Origin of the sequence: Azohydromonas aeria, from assembly GCF_009760915.1 — a bacterium.
GTDB lineage: Bacteria > Pseudomonadota > Gammaproteobacteria > Burkholderiales > Burkholderiaceae_C > Azohydromonas > Azohydromonas aeria.
The window spans coordinates 1-22,837 of sequence record NZ_VIDQ01000080.1 but is presented as its reverse complement, the minus strand read 5'-3'; the positions used below and the strand labels follow the sequence as shown (position 1 = coordinate 22,837).

19 protein-coding genes are annotated in these 22,837 nt (G+C 72.4%); 16 read left to right on the top strand and 3 right to left on the bottom strand.

Annotated elements, in window-relative coordinates; all coding sequences use genetic code 11:
- Positions 1-36: 36 nt before the first annotated feature.
- From FJ694_RS30060 to FJ694_RS30040, 5 genes are all read left to right on the top strand, one after another.
- Positions 37-888, top strand: a complete 852-nt coding sequence (locus FJ694_RS30060; protein WP_157271220.1) for a 3-hydroxybutyryl-CoA dehydrogenase — start codon at positions 37-39, stop codon at positions 886-888.
- Between the two features lie 218 nt (positions 889-1,106).
- Positions 1,107-1,763 carry a hypothetical protein gene (locus FJ694_RS30055; protein WP_157271219.1) on the top strand — a complete coding sequence of 219 codons (657 nt, stop codon included), beginning with the start codon at positions 1,107-1,109 and terminating at the stop codon, positions 1,761-1,763.
- 172 nt (positions 1,764-1,935) lie between these two features.
- Positions 1,936-2,382 carry a hypothetical protein gene (locus FJ694_RS30050; protein ID WP_157271218.1) on the top strand — a complete coding sequence of 149 codons (447 nt, stop codon included), beginning with the start codon at positions 1,936-1,938 and terminating at the stop codon, positions 2,380-2,382.
- A gap of 153 nt (positions 2,383-2,535) precedes the next feature.
- Positions 2,536-4,641: a hybrid sensor histidine kinase/response regulator gene (locus tag FJ694_RS30045; RefSeq protein ID WP_157271217.1), complete on the top strand. Its 2,106-nt coding sequence runs from the start codon at positions 2,536-2,538 to the stop codon at positions 4,639-4,641.
- A 1-nt stretch (position 4,642) separates the two neighbouring features.
- Positions 4,643-5,281 carry a hypothetical protein gene (locus tag FJ694_RS30040; protein ID WP_157271216.1) on the top strand — a complete coding sequence of 213 codons (639 nt, stop codon included), beginning with the start codon at positions 4,643-4,645 and terminating at the stop codon, positions 5,279-5,281.
- Positions 5,282-5,296: 15 nt separating this feature from the next.
- On the opposite strand, the gene FJ694_RS30035 is transcribed toward FJ694_RS30040, so the two are convergent.
- A complete protein-coding gene (locus FJ694_RS30035) occupies positions 5,297-5,914 on the bottom strand; it encodes an SCO family protein (protein WP_232540291.1) in 618 nt (205 codons plus the stop codon).
- Positions 5,904-6,347 carry a hypothetical protein gene (locus FJ694_RS30030; RefSeq protein WP_157271215.1) on the bottom strand — a complete coding sequence of 148 codons (444 nt, stop codon included), beginning with the start codon at positions 6,345-6,347 and terminating at the stop codon, positions 5,904-5,906. Before FJ694_RS30030 ends, FJ694_RS30035 begins: the two co-directional genes overlap by 11 nt.
- Before the next feature lie 172 nt (positions 6,348-6,519).
- Here FJ694_RS30030 and FJ694_RS30025 point away from each other — a divergent pair, with 172 nt between their 5' ends.
- The 3 genes from FJ694_RS30025 to pcaD all read left to right on the top strand — a co-directional run bounded on the left by FJ694_RS30025 (position 6,520) and on the right by pcaD (position 13,623).
- Complete coding sequence (locus tag FJ694_RS30025; protein ID WP_157271214.1) at positions 6,520-11,682, top strand: DUF4082 domain-containing protein; 5,163 nt, start codon at positions 6,520-6,522, stop codon at positions 11,680-11,682.
- 268 nt (positions 11,683-11,950) lie between these two features.
- Complete coding sequence (locus tag FJ694_RS30020; RefSeq protein WP_157271213.1) at positions 11,951-12,775, top strand: 3-oxoadipate:acetyl-CoA acetyltransferase; 825 nt, start codon at positions 11,951-11,953, stop codon at positions 12,773-12,775.
- Between the two features lie 29 nt (positions 12,776-12,804).
- Positions 12,805-13,623, top strand: a complete 819-nt coding sequence (gene pcaD / locus FJ694_RS30015) for a 3-oxoadipate enol-lactonase (protein WP_232540290.1) — start codon at positions 12,805-12,807, stop codon at positions 13,621-13,623.
- Between the two features lie 3 nt (positions 13,624-13,626).
- Here the strand turns inward: pcaD and FJ694_RS30010 are convergent, their stop codons facing one another.
- Positions 13,627-14,580 (bottom strand): LysR family transcriptional regulator, encoded by a 954-nt coding sequence (locus FJ694_RS30010; RefSeq protein ID WP_157271211.1) that lies wholly within the window; start codon positions 14,578-14,580, stop codon positions 13,627-13,629.
- A gap of 229 nt (positions 14,581-14,809) precedes the next feature.
- Between FJ694_RS30010 and FJ694_RS30005 the strand changes: the two genes are divergently transcribed.
- The 8 genes from FJ694_RS30005 (at position 14,810) to FJ694_RS29970 (ending at position 22,745) form a co-directional block, all read left to right on the top strand.
- Positions 14,810-15,937 (top strand): muconate/chloromuconate family cycloisomerase, encoded by a 1,128-nt coding sequence (locus FJ694_RS30005; RefSeq protein WP_157271210.1) that lies wholly within the window; start codon positions 14,810-14,812, stop codon positions 15,935-15,937.
- A 50-nt stretch (positions 15,938-15,987) separates the two neighbouring features.
- Positions 15,988-16,278: a muconolactone Delta-isomerase gene (catC, locus tag FJ694_RS30000; protein WP_157271209.1), complete on the top strand. Its 291-nt coding sequence runs from the start codon at positions 15,988-15,990 to the stop codon at positions 16,276-16,278.
- 66 nt (positions 16,279-16,344) lie between these two features.
- Positions 16,345-17,259: a catechol 1,2-dioxygenase gene (gene catA / locus FJ694_RS29995; protein WP_157271208.1), complete on the top strand. Its 915-nt coding sequence runs from the start codon at positions 16,345-16,347 to the stop codon at positions 17,257-17,259.
- A 138-nt stretch (positions 17,260-17,397) separates the two neighbouring features.
- On the top strand, positions 17,398-18,813 hold the full coding sequence (gene benA / locus FJ694_RS29990; RefSeq protein WP_157271207.1) for a benzoate 1,2-dioxygenase large subunit: 1,416 nt from the start codon (positions 17,398-17,400) through the stop codon (positions 18,811-18,813).
- A 14-nt stretch (positions 18,814-18,827) separates the two neighbouring features.
- The gene (gene benB, locus FJ694_RS29985; RefSeq protein ID WP_157271206.1) at positions 18,828-19,313 is read left to right on the top strand and encodes a benzoate 1,2-dioxygenase small subunit; all 486 of its coding nucleotides are present in this window, start codon (positions 18,828-18,830) and stop codon (positions 19,311-19,313) included.
- A gap of 66 nt (positions 19,314-19,379) precedes the next feature.
- On the top strand, positions 19,380-20,390 hold the full coding sequence (gene benC / locus FJ694_RS29980) for a benzoate 1,2-dioxygenase electron transfer component BenC (RefSeq protein ID WP_157271205.1): 1,011 nt from the start codon (positions 19,380-19,382) through the stop codon (positions 20,388-20,390).
- A 150-nt stretch (positions 20,391-20,540) separates the two neighbouring features.
- Positions 20,541-21,317: a 1,6-dihydroxycyclohexa-2,4-diene-1-carboxylate dehydrogenase gene (locus tag FJ694_RS29975; protein WP_157271204.1), complete on the top strand. Its 777-nt coding sequence runs from the start codon at positions 20,541-20,543 to the stop codon at positions 21,315-21,317.
- A 51-nt stretch (positions 21,318-21,368) separates the two neighbouring features.
- Entirely contained in the window at positions 21,369-22,745 is a 1,377-nt protein-coding gene (locus tag FJ694_RS29970; RefSeq protein ID WP_157271203.1) for an MFS transporter, read from the top strand.
- Positions 22,746-22,837 lie beyond the last annotated feature (92 nt).

The window sequence follows — 22,837 nt, the reverse complement described above, 5'->3', positions numbered from 1 at the left end:
CTCCCGGGTTTCCACTAGTCCAACGAGAGGGCAGTCATGAAGATCGAGCGCATCGGCGTCATTGGCGCGGGCACCATGGGCAACGGCATCGCGCAGGTGTGCGCCGTGGCCGGCATCCGGGTGGTGATGGTGGACGTCTCCGACGAAGCCGTGCAGCGCGGCGTCAAGACGCTCTCCGGCAGCCTGGACCGGCTGGTAAAGAAGGAAAAGCTGTCGCCTGAGCAGAAGGACGCGGCGCTGGCGCTGGTCACCGGCACCACCGACTACGCGCAGCTCAAGGACGCGCAGATCGTCATCGAGGCCGCCACCGAGAACCCGGACCTGAAGCTGCGCATCCTGCGCCAGGTCGAGGGCATCGTCGGATCGGACGCCGTGATCGCGTCCAACACCTCGTCGATCTCCATCACCCAGCTCGCCGCGGTGCTGGACAAGCCCGAGCGCTGCATCGGCCTGCACTTCTTCAACCCGGTGCCGCTGATGGGGCTGCTGGAGGTGATCCGCGGGCTGCAAACCTCGGACGCCACGCACGCGCTGGCCGCGGCCTTCGCGCAGGCCGTGGGCAAGACGCCGGTGACGGTGAAGAACAGCCCGGGCTTCGTCGTCAACCGCATCCTGTGCCCGATGATCAACGAGGCCATCTTCGTGCTGCAGGAGGGCCTGGCCACGGCCGAGGACATCGACGCCGGCATGAAGCTCGGCTGCAACCACCCCATCGGCCCGCTGGCGCTGGCCGACCTCATCGGGCTGGACACCATGCTCAGCATCATGGAAGTCTTCCACGAGGGCTTCGGCGACCCGAAGTACCGCCCCGCGCCGCTGCTGCGCGAGATGGTGCAGGCCGGCCGCCTGGGCCGCAAGACCGGGCGCGGCTTCTACGACTACGGCTGATTCGCGCCAACGCACGGCGCACAGCGCCCGGGCCTGGCGCCAACATCGTTTCCGACGGAAACCTGCGGACGCGTCCCTGACCGGGGCGCGCAGCCTTTACCTCCATTTTCTTGTCCCCGCGCGGCGCGGCGCCTAGCTTTCCTAGGCCCCAGCCCGCCGCCGCGGCGGATGCCTGGGCCGTGCGGGCTGGCGGCGACCCAAGCACACAGGAGATGGACATGGCTGCTTCCAATGCTTCCGATGCTTCCGCTTCTCGCCGTACCACTGCCACCCTGGGCCTGCTGGCCGCCCTGCTGGGCGTTACCGCCGTGGCCCACGCCGCGCCCGACGGGCGGCGCGAGTTCACCGGCGGGGCGCATTTCTACAAGCGCGTCCTGACCAACACCAATCCGCTGACCACCACCACGACCGTGTTCCGCACGGTGCCGGGCCTGACCACGCGCGTGCCCGTGCCACCCAACTCCCGCGTGCTGGTCAACGTGGGCTTCGACGCCGAGTCGCGTTGCTCCGGGGGCACGGGGCAGAACTGGTGCGAACTGCGCGTCGTGATCGACGGCGCGGAAGGCAACCCGCGCGCGAGCACCTACGGTCCCGACACCTTTGCCTTCGACAGCACCGACGGCGGCTCCGAGACGCTGGGCTCCTGGGAATCGCATGCCTTCAGCCGCCACGCCTGCGTCGTCAACACCACCAGCACCACGCGCCTCGTGCCGGTGAGGGTGGACTGGCGGGTCACGAGCTTCGGGGGCGCGCCCACGCTCTGGCTGGACGACACCAGCCTCGTGGTCGAACTGTCGCGTGGCTGCGCGCTGGTGGAGCAGGAATCGGCGCCGGCCCGCGCGCCGGATCTGCCGGCCTCGCCCACCCAGGAGTAGCCGCGCCGTCCGCGCGCCGTCTACATGCTGTAGCCGACGAGCGCGTTTCCTGACACGCCGTGACCGCCGCGCGCTGGACGCCGTCCGCGCCGGGCGGCTCCAATGGCTGTCGGGCCGCTCGGACCCGCTCGGCGGGTCCGAGCCTTGCCCGGGTGCCTTGGGAGGTGTGGACATGAAAGCTTTCGTGATCCTGGCGCTGGCGTCCACGGGCTTTGCCGCCGTGGTGTCGGCTGCCGACGATGCCCGCTCGACCTACGAGCGCGAACGCGCCGCCTGCCTGAGCGGGCGCAGCGGGCAGGACCAGGCGACCTGCCTGCGCGAGGCCTCCGCGGCCTACGCCGAGGCGCGCGGCGGGCGCCGCAATGACGAGCCGGTGCCGCAGGACCGCTACTCGCAGAACGCGCTGCTGCGCTGCCAGCCGCTGCCCGCGGCGGACCGCGCCGAGTGCGAGCGGCGCATCACCGGCGGCGCCACCAGCGGCAGCGTCACCGGCGGGGGCGTGCTGCGCGAGCTGCGCACCGTCGAGCCGGCCTCGTCCAGCGGCGTGCCCCGCGACGCGGAAACCAGGCCCACCGAGCCGATGCCCCTGCCGCCGGCAGCGGCCTCCGCGCCGCGCTGAGGCCGCCGCGCCCTCTGCGCCGCCGCTCCCTGGAGCGGCCCGGCACGGCCCCGGGGAGAGGCTCGGGCCCTTGGCCCAGCCCCTGCTGATGTTGTTACAGCCTGCCGACCGGCTTCCCATAGGCTGAAGTCCAAGACAAGGACCGGCACCACGATGTTCCTCTCCCTTCGCGGCGTGCTGCCGTTCTGGCCGTTCCGCCCGGCGCGGCCGTCCCAGGCCGAGCTGAGCCGGCAGGTCACGGATCTGCAGGCGCTTCACGAGCTCAGCACCCGGCTGCTGGAGGCGCGCACGCTGGCGCAGCAGCTGGGCCTGATCCTGCAGGCGCTGTGCCGGCTGCACGGCGCCTCGCAGGGGCTGGTGTCGCTGTACGAGCCGCCCGCCGCCGAACTGGCGCTGGCCGCCGGCGAGGGCTTCAGCCCCTGGGCGCTGCGCGAGCTGGCGCAGGTCGGCGTGGGTCACGGCGCCTGCGGCCTGGCGGTGCAGCGCGCGCGCCGCGTGGTGGTGCGCGACACCGAGACCGACGACTGCTTCGCGCCCTGGCGCACGCTGGCCCGCGCGGAAGGGTTCCGCAGCGTGCACGCCACGCCGCTGATCGCGCTGGACGGGCAGGTGCTGGGCGTGATCGCGGTGCACGGCGCGCAGCCCGGCGCGCCCGACGAGCGCCAGCAGAGGCTGGCCGACATCTGCGCGCGCAAGGCCGCGGTGCATGCCGAGCGCGAGCGCTCGCAGCGCCGCGCGCAGCAAGCCGACGAGCGCCTGGCCGGGGTGCTGGCGTCCTCGCCGCTGCCCTTCGGCATCCTGGAGCCGGTGTGGACCGCGCCGGGCGTGGCCGCCGACCTGCGCTGGGCCTGGGCCAACGCCGCCGCGGCGGCGCTGTTCGGCCGCGCGCTGCTGCCGGCGCGCTCGCTGCTGCGCGAGGCGCTGGGCGGCGACGACGCGGCGCTGCAACCCTTCCTGGCCGCGGCCACGCGGGGCCGGCCCTGCGAGTTCGAATGGCAGCCGCAGGGCCCGGGCAGCGGCTGCTGGCACGTCACGGCCTCGCCGGTGCCCGAAGGCGTGGCGCTGTGGTTCACCGACGTGACGCAGCGCCAGCGCCAGGAGCAGTCGCTGCGCGAGTCGGACCGGCGCAAGGACGAGTTCCTGGCCACGCTGGCGCACGAGCTGCGCAACCCGCTCGCGCCGATCCGGCAGGCGGCGCAGGTGTCGCGCGCGCCCAATGCCAGCGAGGCGCAGCGGCGCTGGAGCCACGAGGTCATCGACCGCCAGGTCGGCCACATGGCGCTGCTGCTGGACGACCTGCTCGACATGTCGCGCGTCACGCGCGGACAGCTCGCGCTGCGCAAGTGCGACACCGAGCTGCGCGCGGTGCTGGACGCGGCCGTCGAGACGGCGCGCCCGCTGCTCGACGCCAAGCACCACCGCCTCGACGTGGCCGCGCCCGACGCGCCCGTGCACTTCGAGGCCGACCCGCTGCGGCTGGCGCAGATCCTCTCCAACCTGCTCACCAACGCCGCCAAGTACACCGACCCCGGCGGCCACATCCGGCTGGCCGCGGCGGTGGAGGGCGCCGAAGTCGTGGTGTCGGTGGCGGACGACGGCATCGGCATCGCGCCCGAGGTGCTGCCCACGGTGTTCGGCATGTTCTCGCAGGTGGCCGCGCACGACGACCGCAGCGCCGGCGGCCTGGGCATCGGGCTGGCGCTGGCGCGCGGGCTGGCCGAGCTGCACGGCGGGCGCATCGAGGCGCGCAGCGGCGGCATCGGGCAGGGCAGCGAGTTCACGCTGTGCGTGCCGCGCGGGCGCGTGCCGCTGGCGGTCGCCGATGCCGGCGCGCCGCGGCCCGGCAGCGCGGGCGCCTTGCGCGTGCTGGTGGCCGACGACAACGACGACACCCGCGACAGCCTCGCGGCACTGCTGGCGCTGCACGGCCATGCCGTGCTCAGCGCCGCCGACGGCGAGGAGGCGCTGCGGCTGCTGGAGCAATCGCGCCCGGACGTGGCGCTGCTCGACATCGGCATGCCCGGGCGCGACGGCCACGCGGTGGCACGCGCCGCGCGCGCGCGCCTGGGCCCTCACTGCCCGGTGCTGGTGGCCGTCACCGGCTGGGGCCAGGACCAGGACCGCTCGCGCTCGCGCGAGGCCGGCTTCGACGGCCACCTCACCAAGCCCGTGGACCTGGACGCGCTGCTGCAGGTGCTGCACCAGGCCGCGGCGCCGCGCCCGCCGGGCGTGCCGCTGCGGCTGGTGCGTGCGGCCTGACATGAGGACAACGCTGCCGCTCGTGCTGGCGCTGGTGGCCGGGCCGGCAGGGGCCGCGGCCGACGCGGCCGGCGCGGTAGAGGCCGGCGCCGCGGGCAAGGCGGCATCGGCCGCCGCCACCGCGCCTGCGCCGGGCCCGCGCGCCTTCGCGCCGGTGGACGAGGCGGTGCGCGATGCCGACTTCTTCGCCTTCCGCGCCCGGCTGCAGGCCGCCCTGGCGCGACGCGACGCGGCGGCCGTGCTGGCGGTGGTGCATCCCCACGTGCGCAACGGCTTCGGCGGCGACGACGGCGCCGCGGCGTTCCGCCGGCGCTGGAAGCCCGAGGGCCGCGACAGCCGGCTGTGGGAGACGCTGGCCGGCGCGCTGGCGCTGGGCGGCAGTTTCATGGGGCCGGACGGCTTTGCCGCGCCCTACGTCTACAGCGCCTGGCCGCAGGAGATCGATCCGTTCGAGCATGTCGCGCTGCTGGGCCCGCGCGTGCCGGTGCACATGGAACCGGCCGCGGCGGCGCCGGTGCTGGCCACGCTCGACAGCGCCATTGTGCCGCTGGCCGCCCCCTTGGAGCCCGAGGCCGCCTGGGTCGCCGTGCGGCTGCCCGACGGGCGCTGGCGGCTGACGGCGCTGGTGGCGGGGGATTGAGGCCGGGCAGCGGCGTCAATCCCCCGCCAGTGACTGCAGCAGCGACACCACCTGCGCCGCGGGCGGCATCTCCACGGTGCGCCAGGCCAGCCGGGCGCGGCGGTCGAAGAGGTAGACCTGGGCGGTGTGCCGGTCGGCGCCGCGGGCGCGGCCGCGCAGAAAGTCCAGCACCGCGTCCACGTCCTGTGCGCGCGGCAGGCCAGCGTGCCAGGCCGGGTGCGCGCCGAAGCGCGCCATCCAGGCTTTCAGCGCCGCAGGCGTGTCGCCCAGCGCATCGATGCTCAGCGACAGCAGCTGCGCCTGCGGCCCCTGGATCTCCCGCAGCCGCGGCGCCACGGCGGCGAAGAGCGCGCCCTGGATCGGGCAGGCGGCGCTGCAGCCGGTGAAGACCAGCTGCAGCGCGGTGACCCGGCCACTCAGGTGAGCGCGCAACGGGAACGGCCGGCCCGTCTCGTCCACCAGGGGCCAGTCCGGCACCGCCACGGGCGGGCGCACCGGGCCCAGGCTGTCGTGCGCGGTGGCCGCCGTCTGCGCCCGCGGCGCGGCCGCGCCGGCCAGCCCCGCCAGGGCGGCCAGCAGCAGGCGCCGCCGCGGCGCAGCCCGCAAGCCGGCGGGGATGGCATCAGGAGTCATGGCCTGCTTCCGTCAGGTACAGCCACAGCGCCCGGCACTCCACGTCCGAGAGCTCGTAGCGCGGCATGGCGCGCGTCACGGTCACGAAGGCCGGGTCCACGCCCGTGCGCAGCAGCCGGCAGAAGGAGTCGGCCTCGTAGCGCGAGGGCGGCCCGCCGCGGCGCGCCACGGGCTGCGTCATGCCCGCCGCGCTCAGCAGCGGCGCCACGCGCTGCGGTGCCGCCGCGCCATGGCAGTTGGCGCAGCGCGCGGCATGCGCCGGCAGGCTGAAGTCCTGACCGGCGATCCAGGCCCGCAGCGGCGCCGGGCCGTGAAAAAGCCCCTGCCCGTGGGCCCGGTCGGGCGCCGGGGCAGGGGCCATGAACCCCGCCAGCAGCAGCGCCACGGCCGCCGCGGGCGCGGGCCGGAATCGGGGCGGGACTGGCGGCGGCATGGGGGCAGTGTGCCGTGCACGAGCGGTTGCGCGATGGTTGCGATAGTTACGGTTTTCCCTTTTTCGCGCACCTGCGGGGGCGCGGGCCACTTCCTAGACTTCAGCGCAGCCGCCCGTCGCCCGCACCAGGCCACGGGCTGTCCGAGTGCCGGTCCTTGAAGGGAATGCCTCCATGCAACAGCCACCGGGTCTGCCATCGGGCTCGCAACCGGGCGCCAGGCGCCGCGCGGCAGCGCTGCTGGCGCTGCTGGCCCTGGCCGCCTGCGGCGGCGGCGACGCGCCGCGCGAGGCCGCAAGCCGCGCGCCGGCGGCGCGCGAGATGGCGCAGGCCATCGCCGCCCCGGGCCAGGGCCGCTGGTCGGGCGTGATCGGGCTGTCGCTGGTGCCCGCGGCCGCGGCCAACCTGCCCAACGGCAAGGTGCTGCTGTGGTCGTCGGAGACGCGCTTTTCCTTCTTCTCCGAGGGCCGCACCTACACCACCGTGTTCGACCCGGCCACCCAGACCGCGACCGAGACTTTCGTCTCCAACACCGGGCACAACATGTTCTGTCCCGGCACCAGCAACCTGCCCGACGGGCGGCTGCTCATCAGCGGCGGCATCGACGCCGCCAAGACCAGCCTCTACGACCCGGCCACCAACACCTGGAGCACGGGCGCGCGGATGAACATCCCGCGCGGCTACCAGGCCAACTGCGTGCTGGAGGACGGCTCGGTGTTCACGCTGGGCGGCTCCTGGAGCGTCAATTCGAGCATGCCCGTGGGCAACAAGCACGGCGAGGTCTGGACGCCGTCCGGCGGCTGGAAGCGCCTGCCCGGCGTGCCGGTGGACCCGTTCCTCTCCGTCGATCCCTCGCCGGCCAACAGCAGCTTCGGCGGCGACAGCCACTTCTGGCTCATCCCCGCGGGCAACGGGCGGGTGTTCCACGCCGGCCCGGGCGTGGCCATGCACTGGATCGACACCCGGGGCGACGGCAGCGTCACCCCCGCGGGCCCGCGCGGCGACGACGTCTTCAGCGTCAACGGCAATGCCGTGATGTACGCCGCCGGCAAGGTGCTCAAGACCGGCGGCGCCCCCGCCTACGAGGATGCGGACGCCACGGCCAACGCCTACCTCATCGACATCAGCGCCGGCGTGCAGCTGCGCAAGCTCGCGCCCATGGCCTACCGGCGCACCTACCACAACAGCGTGGTGCTGCCCAACGGGCAGGTGATGCTCGTCGGCGGCATGACCTACGCGAAGAACTTCAACGACGCCACCGCCGTGCTACGCCCCGAGCTCTGGGACCCGGCGACCGAAACCTTCACGCTGCTGCCGCCGATGTCGGTGGCGCGCACCTACCACAGCGTGGCGCTGCTGCTGCCCGACGCGCGCGTGCTCTCCGCCGGCGGCGGGCTGTGCGGCGCGGGCTGCGCTGCGAACCACCCGGACCTGCAGATCTACACCCCGCATTACCTGCTCAATGCCGACGGCAGCCCCGCCACGCGCCCGGCCATCACCGCCGCCCCCGGCGAGGCCGTGCACGGCGCGCGCATCGCCGTGACCACCGACTCGCCCGTCACCGGCTTCGCGCTGGTACGCCTGGGCTCGGTCACCCACAGCGTCAACAACGACCAGCGCCGGGTGGCCCTCAGCTTTGCCCCGGCCGGCACCAACGCCTATGCCGTGGAGCTGCCCGACAACCCGGGCATCCTGCTGCCGGGCTACTGGATGCTGTTCGCGCTCGATGCCGCCGGCGTGCCCTCGGTGGCCCGCATGCTGCGCGTGCACGGCGAGGACGCGCCGCGCATCGCCAACCCCGGCGACCAGGCCGGCGCCACCGGCACGGCGCTGTCGCTGGCCCTGGCCGGCAGCGGAGTCACGTCGTGGCGCGCGGCCGGGCTGCCGCCGGGGCTGGCCATCGACGCCGCCACCGGCGCCATCGCCGGCACGCCCACGCAGGCCGGGCGCTTCCCCGTCACGCTCACCGCCGCCAACGCCGTCACCTCCACCAGCACCACGCTGGTCTGGAACGTGGCCGCCGGACCGGGCGGCGGGGGCGGCGGTGGCGGGGGCGACGTGAACCGCGCGCCCACCCTGGCGCCGGTGGCCGACCGCAGCGATGTCGCCGGACAGCCCGTCGCGCTGGACCTGAGCGCCTCCGACCCCGACGGCGACCCCCTGTCCTGGACCGCCACGGGGCTGCCGCCCGGGCTGTCGATCAGCGCCGCCAGCGGCGCCATCGGCGGCACGCCCGGCAACACGGGCACCTGGGCCGTCACGGTGCAGGTCAGCGATGGCCGCGGCGGCAGCGCCAGCCAGGCTTTCAACTGGACGGTCACGGCCGCGCCCTTCGCGCTGGAGCCGGTGGCCGCACCGCCCGTGGCCACGGGCGCGAGCGCCAGCTACGCCGCGTCTTCCAACGGCGGCAGCGGCACCACCTACGCCTGGGACTTCGGCGACGGCTCGCCGCCGACGGCGCCCTCGACCGCGGCCGGCGCGAGCCATCGCTTCACGGCCGCCGGGCTGTACCTCGTCACGCTCACCGCCACGCGGGCGGACGGCAGCGTGCGCACGCTGAGCTTCACGCAAGCCGTGTTCGACCCGCCCGCCGGCAGCGCGCGCCCGGTGGGCTCCTCCAACGTCGTGGTGGAGAACCGCAGCGGCGCCGGCGCCCGCGTCTGGCTGGTGAACCAGGACCACGACAGCGTCAGCGTCTTCGACGCCGCGACGCTGGCGCGCGTGGCCGAGATCCCCGTGGGCACCGCGCCGCGCAGCGTGGCGGTGGCGCCGGACGGGCGCATCTGGGTCGCCAACCGCGGCAGCGCGACGCTGTCCGTGATCAGCCCGTCTTCGCTGGCGGTGGTGCAGACCGTGGCGCTGCCGCGCGGCAGCGCCCCCTTCGGCCTGGCCTTCGCGCCTGGCGGCAGCGGCGCCTGGCTGGCGCTGGAGGCGCGCGGGCAGCTGCTCAGGCTCGACCCCGCCACCGGCGCCACGCTGGGCACGCTCGACGTGGGCGCGCACGCGCGCCACGTCAGCGTCACCGCCGACGGCGCGCGGGTGCTGGTGTCGCGCTTCATCTCGCCGCCGCTGCCCGGCGAGGGCACGGCGACCGTGTCCACCACCGCGGCCGACGGCAGCCCGCGCGGCGGCGAGGTGGTGGTGGTCGCCGCCGCGGGCCTGAACGTCGAGCGCACGCTGGTGCTGCGCCACAGCGACCGGGCCGACACGACGCTGCAAGGATCGGGGCTGCCCAACTACCTGGGCGCGGCCGCGATCGCGCCCAACGGCGCCAGCGCCTGGGTGCCGTCCAAGCAGGACAACGTGCGGCGCGGCCTGCTGCGCAACGGGCAGAACCTGGACTTCCAGAACACGGTGCGCGCCGTCAGCTCGCGCATCGACCTCGCCACCTGGAGCGAGGACACGGCCGCCCGGGTGGACCACGACAACTCGGGCCTGGGCAGCGCGGCGGCGTTCCACCCCAGCGGCGCCTACCTGTTCGTGGCGCTGCAGACCAGCCGCGAGGTGGCGCTCATCGACCCGGTGCGGCGCCAGGAGATCCTGCGCTTCGCCGCGGGCCGGGCGCCGGACGGGCTGGCGCTGTCGGCCGACGGGCGGCGGCTGTTCGTCAACAACTTCATGGACCGCACCCTGGGCGTGTATGACCTGGCGCGGCTCGCGCAATACGGCGAGCTGCGCGTGCCGCTGCTGGCCGAGGTGGCGGCCGTCGGCGCCGAGCGCCTGGCGCCGCAGGTGCTGCTGGGCAAGCGGCTGTTCTACGACGCGCGCGACACGCGCCTGGCGCGCGACGGCTACATGAGCTGCGCCAGCTGCCACGCCGACGGCGGCCACGACGGCCGCACCTGGGACCTCACCGGGCTGGGCGAGGGGCTGCGCAACACCACGGCGCTGCGCGGGCGCGCCGGGGCACAGGGCTTCCTGCACTGGAGCGCCAACTTCGACGAGGTGCAGGATTTCGAGGGCCAGATCCGCACGCTGGCCGGCGGCACCGGGCTGATGAGCGATGCCGCCTTCAACACCGGCACGCGTCGCCAGCCGCTGGGCGACCGCAAGGCCGGCGCCTCGGCCGAGCTCGACGCGCTGGCGGCCTACGTGGCCTCGCTCGATGCCTTCGCACCCAGCCCGCACCGGCCCGCCGCGGCCACGCTCTCGGCCACGGCCGCGGAGGGGCGGGCGCTGTTCGCCAGCCGCAACTGCGCCGCCTGCCACGGCGGGACGGCCTTCACCAGCAGCGGCGCGGGCGTGCTCTCGAACATCGGCACCGTCAAGGCGTCGAGCGGGCAGCGCCTGGGCGCCCCGCTGTCCGGCATCGATCCGCCCACGCTGCGCGACGCCTGGGCCACGGCGCCGTACCTGCACGACGGCTCTGCGCCCACGCTGGAAGCGGCGATCCGCGCCCACGCCAACGTCGCCGCCACCGACACCGAGATCGCGAAGCTGGCCGCCTACGTGCGCGAGATCGGCAGCGACGAAGGCGCCGCGCCGCAGCCCGCGGGCAGCGCCACCTCGATCTGGACGGCCTCGGCCGTGCCGGCCACGGCCAGCGCCAACGACACCGGCTCGGTCAACCTGGGCGTGAAGTTCCGCTCCGACGTGGCCGGCTACATCCTCGGCGTGCGCTTCTACAAGGGCGGTGCCAACACCGGCACCCACGTCGGCGCGCTGTGGACCAGCGGCGGCAACCTGCTGGCCAGCGCCACCTTCGTCAACGAGACGGCCTCGGGCTGGCAGGAGGTGCGCTTCGCCAGCCCTGTGGCGATCGCGGCCAACACGGTGTACGTTGCCTCGTACCTGGCCCCGCGCGGCGGCTACGCCTTCACCAGCGGGCAGTTCGCCAGCGCCGGGGTGGACAACCCGCCGCTGCGCGCGCTGCGCAACGGCGAGAGCGGCGGCAACGGCGTGTACGCCTACGCCGGCACCCAGCAGTTCCCCAATGCCACCTGGCAGAGCGGCAACTACTGGGTGGACGTGGTGTTCAGCACCACCGCGCCGGCCGACACCACGGCGCCGGCGCTGGCGGCGGCCACGCCGGCCGGCGGCGCCACCGGCGTGTCGCGCACGGCCAACGTGGTGCTCACCTTCAGCGAGGCGCTGGATGCGGCCAGCGTCGGCACCGCCACCATCGAGCTGCGCGACGCCGCCGGCGCGGTGGTGCCCTCGGTCGTCACCTGGGATGCCTCGACCCTGCGCGCCACGCTCAACCCGAACCCGACGCTGCTGGCCCTGGCCAGCTACACCGTGGTCGTGCGCGGCGGCACGGCCGAGCCGCGCATCAAGGACCTGCAGGGCAACGCGCTGGCGGCGGAGCAGCGCTGGAGCTTCACCACGCGCCAGTGAGGCCGCTCATCCGGTCGCCATGCCTGCAAGGTATGGATTGGAACCGGATTGATATTGGACAGTCGCTCCTGCGGCGACGAACATGACGCTGTCCAGGTTGATACCTGGCATGCATTCAAAGGCTGAGGCCTCCGGCCCCTGAGCGTTGCGGCGCGCGGGGCGGGCTTCCTTCCCGACGCTTCCTTCGACACCCGCGGCGCATCGCCGGGTGCGCCGCCGCATGGCCGCGCTCCGCGCCTCGCGCCCATGCCTCCAGGAGACAGACCCCATGAGCAGCCCCTGCATCATCACCGTGGCCATCACCGGCTCGCTGCCGCAAAAGCGCGACAACCCGGCGGTGCCGATCACCGTGGCGGAACAGGTCGAGTCCACGCACGAGGCCTTCGAGGCCGGCGCGACGCTGGTGCACCTGCACGTGCGCAACGACGACGGCACGGCGACCTCGTCGCCCGAGCGCTTCGCGCAGGTGCTCGACGGCATCCGCCGCCATTGCCCGGGGATGATCGTGCAGTTCTCCACCGGCGGCCGCTCCGGCGCCGGGCGCGAGCGCGGCGCGCACCTGGGCCTGCGTCCTGACATGGCATCGCTGGCCACCGGCTCGGTCAACTTTCCGACCCGCGTCTACGACAACGCCCCGGACCTGGTCGAGTGGCTGGCCACCGAGATGCGCGAGCACGGCATCAAGCCGGAGATCGAGGCCTTCGACCTGTCCATGGTGTTCCAGGCCGCGCGGCTGCAGCGCGAGGGCTTCATCCGCGGCCCGCTGCACGTGCAGTTCGTGATGGGCATCCGCAACGCCATGCCGGTGGACCGCGAGGTGCTGGAGTTCTGCGTGCGCACGCTGCAGCGCGTGGCCCCGGGCTCGACCTGGACGGGCGCGGGCATCGGCCGCGACCAGGCGACGATGGCGCGCTGGTCGCTGGAGCTGGGCGGCCACTGCCGCACCGGCATGGAGGACAACGTGCGGCTGGACAGGGACACCCTGGCGCCCTCCAACGCCGCGCTGGTGCAAGCCGTCGCGCGGCTGTGCGAGGAGCACGGCCGCCCCGTCGCCACGCCGGCACAGGCGCGGCAGCTGCTCGGCCTGCGTTGAGGCCGCATCCCATGCAGGCGCTCACCCCGATGAACCCGACTTCCGGATACACGCGCGGCCTGCCGCGCCTGCACTACCGGGTGCAGGAGCCGAGCCACGGCGGCCGGCCCGGCCAGACCTTCGTGCTGGCGCACGCGCTGGGCTGCGACCTGTCGATGTGGGACGAGCTGGCCGGCCACCTGGCCCAGCACGGCCGCGTGGTGCTCTACGACCAGCGCGGCCACGGCGCCAGCGCGGCGCCGCCGGGCCCGTACACGATGGCGCAGCTGGCCGACGACGCCGCCGGGCTGATCGACGAGCTCCGCCTCGGCCCGGTGACGTGGATCGGGCTGTCGATGGGCGGCATGGTCGGCCAGGAGCTGGCGCTGCGGCACCCCGGCCGGGTGCGCGCGCTGGCGTTGGCCAACACCACCTCGGCCTATCCCGAGGAGGCACGGGCCGGCTGGGCGCAGCGCATCGCCGGCATCGAGGCCGGCGGGCTGGAGGCGATCGTGGACGGCGCGCTGCAGCGCTGGTTCCACGAGGGCTTCCATGCCGCGCATCCCGAGGCCGTGGCGCACTGGCGCCGGCGCGTGCTCGCCTGCGATGCCGCCGGCTACGTCGCCTGCTGCCACGCCATCGCCGGCGTGGACACCACGGCGCGGCTGCCGCGCATCGCGGTGCCGACCCTGGTGATCGCCGGCGCGCTCGACCAGGGCACGCCGCCGGAGATGGCCGCCACGATCGCGCGCGCCGTCCCCGGCGCGCGGCTGGTGGTGCTGCCCGGGGCCTCGCACCTGAGCGTGCTGGAGCAGCCGGTGGCCTTCCGCGAGGCCCTGCACGACTGGCTGCTGGCCGTGCCGGCCTGACATTCAGGGCGTCCCGGGCGTCCCGGGCGCCGCCGCCTCGGCCCCGGCCTGCGCCTTCCGCCGGGCCTCGGCCTGCTCCTGGTAGATCTGGTCGATGAGCGCGCGCAGCAGCACGATGTCCTCGTTCTGGTCCTGCGCCCGCGTGCTCATCACGATCGGCGACACCGCCTGCGGGTCGCTCAGGGCCCGGTACACCACCTCGTCGGGCCGCAGCCGGCTCACGCCGGTGGGCACCACGCAAATGCCCATGCCCGCCGCCACCAGGCCCAGCGCGGTCTGTATTTCCTGCACCTCGTGCACGGCACCCGGCTCCAGCCCCAAATCCCGAAACAGCGACAAAACCTGGTCGGCATAACTCGGCCGCGGTGACTTGGGGTAAACCAGAATATCTTGGCTCGCCAGCGCGGCCAGCGTGATGCTCTGGTCAGGAATGGCCAGGGCATGCTCCATGGGTATAGCGGCCACTAGCCGCTCCTGGCGCAGCACCTCGCGCTTGATGGACGGGTCGTCCAGCCGCAGGCGGCCGAAGCCCACGTCCACCCGGCCGGACTTCAGCGCCTCGGTCTGGTCCAGCGTGGACATCTCCAGCAGCGACAGCTCCGTCTGCGGCCGCGCCGCGCGGAACAGCCGCACCAGCCGCGGCAGCGCGCCGTACATGGTGGAGGCCACGAAGCCGATCACCAGCCGCCGCTCCATGCGCGCCACGCGGCGGGTGGCGCGCGTGGCCTGCGCCGCCTGCTCCAGCAGCCGCGTCGCCTGGCCGTAGAAGAAGCGCCCGGCCTCGGTGAGCTTCAAGGGACGCGCGCCGCGCTCGAACAGCGGCGTGCCCAGTTCCTCCTCCAGGTCCTGGATCTGCCGGCTCAGCGGCGGCTGCGAGATGTGCAGCCGCTCCGCCGCGCGGGTGAAGTTCTGCTCGTCGGCCACGGCGACGAAGTAGCGCAGGTGACGCAGTTCCATTTGATGCCTTGAAGGTATGAAACCAGTCTAAAACCGTCTTGGACTGCCGGCAAGGCGCTGCCTACCATTCACGGCATTCAAGGCTGATATTCATTTCCGGCAAGTGCTGGAAACGAATGACCCCGACAAAAGCGGTCCAGGCTTTTCCTGGTTTCACATCAAACCCGACCGGTGCGCGCGGATATTTTCGCGGCGTGGGGCGGGAATTGGACGGAAAAAGAGTTTCAGCATGACTTCCCAATTGAAGATTCTCTCGGTCGAGACGCTGCTGGTGGACGTGCCCACGATCCGGCCGCACAAGCTGTCGGTGGCGACGATGAACCACCAGACGCTGGTGCTGGTGCGCATCGAGTCCAGCGACGGCATCGTCGGCTGGGGCGAGGGCACCACCATCGGCGGGCTGGCCTACGGCGAGGAGAGCCCGGAGAGCATCCAGGTCAACCTCGACACCTACGTGGCGCCGCTGCTCGTGGGCCAGGACCCGCGCGCCGTGGCGCGGCTGATGGCGCGCCTGCGCGGCAGTGTCCAGGGCAACCGCTTCGGCAAGTGCGCCGTCGAGACCGCCCTGTACGACGGCCAGGCGCGGCGCCTGAGCGTGCCGCTGAGCGAGCTCTTCGGGGGCCGGGTGCGCGACAGCATCCCCGTGGCCTGGACGCTGGCCAGCGGCGACACCCGGCGCGACATCGCCGAGGCCGAGCGCGTGCTGGAGCTGCGCCGCCACAACGTCTTCAAGCTCAAGATCGGCCTGCGCGCGGTGAAGGACGACGTGGCGCACGTGGCCGCCATCAAGCGGGCGCTGGGCGACATGGCCAGCGTGCGCATCGACGCCAACCAGGCCTGGTCGGTGCCGCAGGCGCTCGAAGGCATGCGCATGCTGGCCGACGCGGGCATCGACCTGGTCGAGCAGCCCATCGCCGCCGGCGACAAGGCGGGCCTGCAGCGGCTGACGCAGGCCAACATCCTGCCGGTCATGGCCGACGAGGCGCTGCACGGCCCGCGCGACGCCTTCGAGGTGGCGAGCCTGGGCGCGGCCGACGTCTTCGCCGTGAAGATCAACCAGTCCGGCGGCCTGCACGGCGCGGCGCAGGTCGCGGCCATCGCGCAGGCGGCCCACGTCGGGCTCTACGGCGGCACGATGCTCGAAGGTGCCGTGGGCACCATGGCCTCGGCGCAGATCTTCAGCACCTTTGGCGAGCTGGCCTGGGGCACCGAGCTGTTCGGCCCGCTGCTGCTGACCGAGGAGATCCTGCGCGAGCCGCTGGCCTACCGCGATTTCTCGCTGCAGATCCCCACCACGCCCGGACTGGGCATCGACATCGACGAGGACAAGGTCGCGCGGCTGCGCCGCGGCCGCTGATCCCGGTTGCGCAGGCAACCCCGACCCGACATTAACCCAGGAGACGAACCATGCTGTTCCAGGTCCGTATGGACGTGCGGCTGCCGCACGACATGCCCGCCGACAAGGCCGAGGCGCTCAAGCAGACCGAGCGCGAGCGCGCGCAGCAGCTGCAGCGCGACGGCACGTGGCGCCACCTCTGGCGCGTGGCCGGCCGCTACGCGAACGTCAGCGTCTTCGACGTGGCCAGCGCCGACGAGCTGCACCAGGTGCTCTCGACGCTGCCGCTGTTCCCCTTCATGCAGGTCGAGGTGACGGCGCTGTGCCGCCACCCCTCGTCGATCCACGACGACGACCGCTGAACCCCCGGCGCCCGCCGGGCAGGCCCTTCCACCCCTTCTTCACACACCTCTGACGAGGAGACAACCATGGACACCAAGACCATCGACCAGCTGCTGGACCGCTTCGAGAAGACCGGCGTCGTCGGCGAGGGCAATGCCCGCGTCAAGCTCATCGTGCACCGCCTGGTGCGCGACCTGATGCTCGCCATCGAGGACCTGGACATCACGCCCGAAGAGTTCTGGGCCGGCCTGAACTACCTGGGCGATGCGGGCCGCAACGGCGAGCTGGGCCTGATCGTGCCGGGCATCGGCCTGGAGCACTTCCTGGACCTGCGCATGGACGAGGCCGAGGCCCGCGCCGGCCTCAAGGGCGGCACGCCGCGCACCATCGAGGGCCCGCTGTACGTGGCCGGCGCCCCGGTGGCGCAAGGCGAGGCGCGCCTGGACGACGGCAATACGCCGGGCGAGGTGGTGGTGATGCAGGGCGTGGTGCGCAGCGCCGACGGCCATCCCGTCGCGGGAGCCAAGGTCGAGGTCTGGCATGCCAACAACCTGGGCAACTACTCCTACTTCGACAAGAGCCAGAGCGACTTCAACCTGCGCCGCACGATCGTGACCGACGCGCAGGGCCGCTACAAGTTCCGCAGCGTCATGCCGGTGGGCTACAGCGTGCCCCCGGGCGGCGCCACCGACCGGCTGCTGCAGCAGCTCGGCCGCCACGGCCACCGCCCGGCGCACATCCACTTCTTCGTCACCGCCCCGGGCAAGCGCAAGCTGACCACGCAGATCAACATCGAGAACGATCCGCACCTGTGGGACGACTTCGCCTTCGGCACGCGCGACGGCCTGGTGCCGCCGGTGCACAGCAACAACGACCGCGCCGCGATGCAGGCGCTGGGCGTGGACAAGCCGTTCTACGAGATCCGCTTCGACTTCACGCTGCACGACGACAAGCCCAGCGTCCCGGCCACGGACTTCAACCGTCCGCGCGCCGCCGCCTGACGCCCTGAGCCCGGCACCGCCGCCCTCCGCGCGGTGCCCACCTTCCCCGAACAGCCTTCTCCCCCCGGCACCACCGCGTGCCCGGGCCGGGCGAAGCCTTGCCCAACGTGGCCCGCGTGAGCGGGCATGGAGACAAGCATGAGCACTTCCGCATCCCTCGACGGCGTCAAGCAGCGCCTGGCCGGCATGCTGGTCGAGGACGCCGACCGGCACGTCTACCGCCTGCACCGCAGCGCCTTCACCGACCCCGCCCTGTTCGACCTGGAGATGAAGCACATCTTCGAGGGCAACTGGATCTACCTGGCCCACGAGAGCCAGATCCCGAATCCGAACGACTACTTCACGACCTACATCGGCCGCCAGCCCATCGTCATCACGCGCAACAAGGCCGGCGAGCTCAACGCGATCATCAACGCCTGCTCGCACCGCGGCGCCACGCTGTGCCGCCACAAGAAGGGCAACAAGGCCAGCTTCACCTGCACCTTCCACGGCTGGACCTTCAGCAACTCCGGCAAGCTGCTCAAGGTCAAGGACGCCAGCGGCGCCGGCTACCCCGAGAGCTTCAACAAGGACGGCAGCCACGACCTGAAGAAAGTCGCGCGCTTCGAAAGCTACCGCGGCTTCCTGTTCGGCAGCCTCAACCCCGACGTGCCGCCGCTGACCGAGTTCCTGGGCGAGTCCACCCGGATCATCGACATGATCGTGGACCAGTCGCCCGAAGGGCTGGAGGTGCTGCGCGGCTCGTCCACCTACACCTTCGACGGCAACTGGAAGCTGCAGGCCGAGAACGGCGCCGACGGCTACCACGTCAGCTCCGTGCACTGGAACTACGCGGCCACCACGAACCAGCGCAAGCAGGCCGCCGCGGGCGACTGCATCAAGGCCATGGACGCGGGCAGCTGGGCCAAGCAGGGCGGCGGCTTCTACGCCTTCGAGCATGGCCACATGCTGCTGTGGACCAAGTGGGCCAACCCCGAGGACCGCCCGGCCTACCCGATCCGCGACCAGCTCGTCGCGCAGCACGGCCAGGCCAAGGCCGACTGGATGATCGGCCACTCGCGCAACCTGTGCCTCTACCCCAACGTCTACCTGATGGACCAGTTCAGCTCGCAGATTCGCGTGCTGCGCCCCATCGCCGTGGACAAGACCGAGGTCACCATCTACTGCATCGCGCCGAAGGGCGAGGCTCCCGAGGCGCGCGCGCGGCGCATCCGCCAGTACGAGGACTTCTTCAACGCCACGGGCATGGCCACGCCCGACGACCTGGAGGAGTTCCGCGCCTGCCAGCATGGCTACGCCGGCATCGCGCTGGAGTGGAACGACATGTGCCGCGGCGCCACGCAGTGGGTCCACGGCCCGGACGCCGCCGCCCTGGAGATCGGCCTGAACCCGCTGCTGTCGGGCGTGAAGACCGAGGACGAGGGCCTCTACACCGAGCAGCACCGCTACTGGCTGCAGACCATGCGCCGCGCCATCGAAACCGAGGAGGCGCGCCGGGCCGCCGGCGTCGAGCACGTCGTGTGCGGACACAACCACGCCTGCGACCACGCCTGAAGGAGACAGGGACCATGATGACCATCGAACAGGTGCAGGCCTTCCTGTACCGCGAGGCCCGGCTGCTCGACGACCGCCAGTGGGACGAGTGGCTGGCTTGCTACCACGCCGAGGCCGAATTCTGGATGCCCAGCTGGGACGACGACGACGAGCTCACGCGCGACCCGCAGCGCGAGATCTCGCTGATCTACTACCCCAACAAGGGCGGGCTGGAGGACCGGGTCTTTCGCATCAAGACCGAGCGCTCGGCGGCCAGCACGCCCGAGCCCCGCACCGGGCACAACATCCACAACGTGGAGATCGTGTCGCGGCAGGGCGAGCAGCTGGTGGTGCGCTTCAACTGGCACACGCTGAGCTACCGCTACCACACGACGGACAGCTACTTCGGCACCAGCCACTACACGCTGGACCTCACCAGCGGCCAGCCGCTTATCCGGCGCAAGGTCGTGGTGCTGAAGAACGATTACATCCACCACGTGGTGGACGTCTATCACATCTGAGACAGCGACCCGGAAAAGTGCCCGCCGCCAGGGCGCTTTCCAGGGACTGCGCGCAGGAGACACCCCATGCCCCACCAGATTGCCCTTCGCTTCGAGGACGGCCTCACCCGCTTCATCGAGGCCAACCCGAACGAGACCGTGGCCGACGCCGCCTACCGCCAGGGCGTCAACATCCCGCTCGACTGCCGCGACGGCGCCTGTGGCACCTGCAAGTGCCACGCCGAGTCGGGGAAGTACGAGATGGGCGAGTACATCGAGGACGCGCTCAGCGAGGACGAGGCCGCCCGGGGCTACGTGCTCACCTGCCAGATGCGCGCCCGCGGCAACTGCGTGGTGCAGGTGCCCGCCTCCTCGGCCGTGTGCCGCACCCAGCGGGCCGTGCTGGAAGCCGCCGTCGGCGAGGTGCGCCAGCTCTCGCCCAGCACCATCTCGCTCACGCTCAGGGACGAGTCGCTGGGCAAGCTCGCCTTCCTGCCGGGCCAGTACGTGAACCTGCAGGTGCCGGGCACCGACCAGACGCGGGCCTACTCCTTCAGCTCGCTGGTGCGCGAGGGCGGCGAGGTGTCGTTCCTGATCCGCAACGTGCCCGGCGGGCTCATGAGCGGCTTCCTGACGGGGCAGGCCCGGCCGGGCGACCGCATGACGCTCACCGGCCCGCTGGGCAGCTTCTACCTGCGCGAGATCGAGCGCCCGCTGCTGCTGCTGGCCGGCGGCACGGGCCTGGCGCCCTTCACCGCGATGCTGGAGAAGATCGCGGCCGAGGGCAGCCCGCACCCGCTGCACCTGGTCTACGGCGTCACCACCGATGCCGACCTGGTGGAGATGGACAGGCTGGAGGACTTCGCCGCGCGCATCCCCAACTTCACCTTCGCCGCCTGCGTGGCCAGCCCGGAGAGCGCCTGGCCGAGGAAGGGCTACGTCACCCACCACATCGAGCCGGCGCACCTGTACGACGGCGAGGTGGACGTCTACCTGTGCGGCCCGCCGCCGATGGTCGAGGCGGTGAGCCGGTTCATCCGCGAGTGCGGCGTCAAGCCGGCCAGCTTCCATTACGAGAAGTTCGCCGCCAGCGCCTGACACGCAACGGGTTTATCCAACGGACAACCCTTTCCCGTTCGCCCTGAGGTATCGAAGGGTGAACGGCCCGCACCGTGTGCGGGCATCCGAGCCTGTCGGATTCGTCCTTCGATACCTCAGGACGAACGGGTTGAACAAGGTAGTTTTGCAATGAAATCTCGCTTCGAGAACAAGGTCGCCGTCGTCACCGGCGCGGCGCAGGGCATCGGCCGGCGCGTAGTCGAGCGGCTGCTGGAAGAGGGCGGCCGCGTCGCGGCGGTGGACCGCTCCGAACTGGTCCACGAGCTCAGCGCGCTGCCCGGCGCGGCCGAGCGGCTGCTGACGCTGACCGCCGACCTGGAGCGCAACGCCGACGCCGAAGGCGTGATGGCCGAGACGGTCAAGCGCTTCGGCCGCCTGGACATCCTCGTCAACAACGTCGGCGGCACGATCTGGGCCAAGCCCTACGAGCACTACCGCGAGCACGAGATCGAGGCCGAGGTGCGCCGCTCGCTGTTCCCGACGCTGTGGTGCTGCCACGCGGCACTGCCGGTGATGCTGGAGCAGGGCAGCGGTTCCATCGTCAACGTGTCTTCCATCGCCACGCGCGGCGTCAACCGCGTGCCCTATGGCGCGGCCAAGGGCGGCGTGAACGCGCTCACGGCCTGCCTGGCCTTCGAGAACGCGCAGCGCGGCATCCGCGTCAACGCCACCGCCCCGGGCGGCACCGAGGCGCCGCCGCGGCGCGTCCCGCGCAACACCGAGCTGCCTACCGAGCAGGAGAAGGCCTGGTACCAGCAGATCGTGGACCAGACCGTGCAGTCGAGCCTGATGAAGCGCTACGGGACCATCGACGAGCAGGTGGGCGCGATCCTGTTCCTGGCCTCCGACGAGGCCGCCTACATCACCGGCGTGACGCTGCCCGTGGGCGGCGGCGACCTGGGCTGAGCCCCGCGGCTGCACGACCGCCCGACACACCAGATCCCCAGGAGACGACACATGAGAACCATCGACGTACACAAGGTGGCCGACGAGGCCCGCTTCAACCGCTTCCACGGCCTGGTGCTGTTCTGGTGCGCGCTCATCATCATTTTCGATGGCTACGACCTGGCGGTGGCCGGCATCGCGCTGCCGTCGATCATGAAGCAGATGGGCGTGGACCCGACGCAGGCCGGCTTCATGGTCAGCTCGGCGCTGTTCGGCATGATGTTCGGCGCCATTTTCCTCGGCACGATCGCCGACCGCATCGGCCGGCGCTGGGCCATCGCCATCTGCATCGTGCTCTTCAGCGTGTTCACCGCGGCCGCGGGGCTGACCAGCGACCCGGTGACGTTCAGCGTCACCCGCTTCCTGGCCGGCCTGGGCATCGGCGGGGTGATGCCCAACGTCGTGGCGCAGATGACGGAGTACTCGCCGCGCAAGGTGCGCTCGACCATGGTCACGCTGATGTTCAGCGGCTACGCGGTGGGCGGCATGCTCGCCGCGGTGCTGGGCAAGGGCCTGATCGAGAGCTGGGGCTGGCAGTCGGTCTTCTTCGCCGCGGTGCTGCCGGTGGCGCTGATCCCGTTCATCCTGAAGTCGCTGCCCGAGTCGATGCCCTTCCTGCTCAAGCAGGGCCGCCACGAGGAGCTCAAGGCCATCGTCGCCAGGCTCGACCCGGGCCTGCGCCCCACCGCGGCGGACCGCTTCGCGCTGCCCGCCGTGGACAAGGCTGACAGCGCGCCGGTGCGCCACCTGTTCCAGGACGGCCGCGGTTTCAGCACGGTGATGTTCTGGATCGCGTTCTTCATGTGCCTGTTCATGGTGTACGCGCTCAGCTCCTGGCTGACCAAGCTGATGGCCGGCGCCGGCTACAGCCTGGGCTCGGCGCTGACCTTCGTGCTGACGCTGAACTTCGGCGCCATGATCGGCGCGGTCGGCGGCGGCTGGCTGGCCGACCGCTTCCACATCAAGTGGGTATTGTTCTCGATGTACGTGCTGGCGGCCGTGTCGATCACGCTGCTGGGCGTGCCCATGCCGACGGAGGCACTGTTCTTCGTCGTGGGCCTGGCTGGTGCCTCCACCATCGGCACGCAGATCGTGACCTACGCCTACGCCGGGCAGTTCTACCCGATGGCCGTCCGCTCCACCGGCATCGGTTTCGCCTCGGGCGTGGGCCGCAGCGGCGCGATCCTGGCGCCGATCGTGATCGGCGCGCTGGTGGGCATGGCGCTGCCGCTGCAGCAGAACTTCATCGCCATCGCGATCCCCGCGGTGATCGCCGCGGTGGCCGTGGCCATGATCAAGCACGGCCGCTCGGCGTCGGCGCAGCCGCACGGCGAGCCGGGGGTCAATGCCGGGCTGGCGCCGGTGGCGGCCACGGCCGAGCGCGGCTGAGCCGCGCGTCCCGTGCCGGGGCCTCGATGGCGGCGATGCCGAAAGCCCGGCACGGGGGTGCAAGCGTCAGAAGTCGTGGCGCAGCCCGAGTT

What these genes read in the sequence shown, in the direction of transcription:
- FJ694_RS30060 (WP_157271220.1), top strand. Translation starts at nt 37, where the DNA reads ATGAAGATCGAGCGCATCGGCGTCATTGGCGCGGGCACCATGGGCAAC.
- FJ694_RS30055 (WP_157271219.1), top strand. Translation starts at nt 1,107, where the DNA reads ATGGCTGCTTCCAATGCTTCCGATGCTTCCGCTTCTCGCCGTACCACT.
- FJ694_RS30050 (WP_157271218.1), top strand. Translation starts at nt 1,936, where the DNA reads ATGAAAGCTTTCGTGATCCTGGCGCTGGCGTCCACGGGCTTTGCCGCC.
- FJ694_RS30045 (WP_157271217.1), top strand. Translation starts at nt 2,536, where the DNA reads ATGTTCCTCTCCCTTCGCGGCGTGCTGCCGTTCTGGCCGTTCCGCCCG.
- FJ694_RS30040 (WP_157271216.1), top strand. Translation starts at nt 4,643, where the DNA reads ATGAGGACAACGCTGCCGCTCGTGCTGGCGCTGGTGGCCGGGCCGGCA.
- FJ694_RS30035 (WP_232540291.1), bottom strand. Translation starts at nt 5,914, where the DNA reads ATGACTCCTGATGCCATCCCCGCCGGCTTGCGGGCTGCGCCGCGGCGG.
- FJ694_RS30030 (WP_157271215.1), bottom strand. Translation starts at nt 6,347, where the DNA reads ATGCCGCCGCCAGTCCCGCCCCGATTCCGGCCCGCGCCCGCGGCGGCC.
- FJ694_RS30025 (WP_157271214.1), top strand. Translation starts at nt 6,520, where the DNA reads ATGCAACAGCCACCGGGTCTGCCATCGGGCTCGCAACCGGGCGCCAGG.
- FJ694_RS30020 (WP_157271213.1), top strand. Translation starts at nt 11,951, where the DNA reads ATGAGCAGCCCCTGCATCATCACCGTGGCCATCACCGGCTCGCTGCCG.
- pcaD (WP_232540290.1), top strand. Translation starts at nt 12,805, where the DNA reads ATGAACCCGACTTCCGGATACACGCGCGGCCTGCCGCGCCTGCACTAC.
- FJ694_RS30010 (WP_157271211.1), bottom strand. Translation starts at nt 14,580, where the DNA reads ATGGAACTGCGTCACCTGCGCTACTTCGTCGCCGTGGCCGACGAGCAG.
- FJ694_RS30005 (WP_157271210.1), top strand. Translation starts at nt 14,810, where the DNA reads ATGACTTCCCAATTGAAGATTCTCTCGGTCGAGACGCTGCTGGTGGAC.
- catC (WP_157271209.1), top strand. Translation starts at nt 15,988, where the DNA reads ATGCTGTTCCAGGTCCGTATGGACGTGCGGCTGCCGCACGACATGCCC.
- catA (WP_157271208.1), top strand. Translation starts at nt 16,345, where the DNA reads ATGGACACCAAGACCATCGACCAGCTGCTGGACCGCTTCGAGAAGACC.
- benA (WP_157271207.1), top strand. Translation starts at nt 17,398, where the DNA reads ATGAGCACTTCCGCATCCCTCGACGGCGTCAAGCAGCGCCTGGCCGGC.
- benB (WP_157271206.1), top strand. Translation starts at nt 18,828, where the DNA reads ATGATGACCATCGAACAGGTGCAGGCCTTCCTGTACCGCGAGGCCCGG.
- benC (WP_157271205.1), top strand. Translation starts at nt 19,380, where the DNA reads ATGCCCCACCAGATTGCCCTTCGCTTCGAGGACGGCCTCACCCGCTTC.
- FJ694_RS29975 (WP_157271204.1), top strand. Translation starts at nt 20,541, where the DNA reads ATGAAATCTCGCTTCGAGAACAAGGTCGCCGTCGTCACCGGCGCGGCG.
- FJ694_RS29970 (WP_157271203.1), top strand. Translation starts at nt 21,369, where the DNA reads ATGAGAACCATCGACGTACACAAGGTGGCCGACGAGGCCCGCTTCAAC.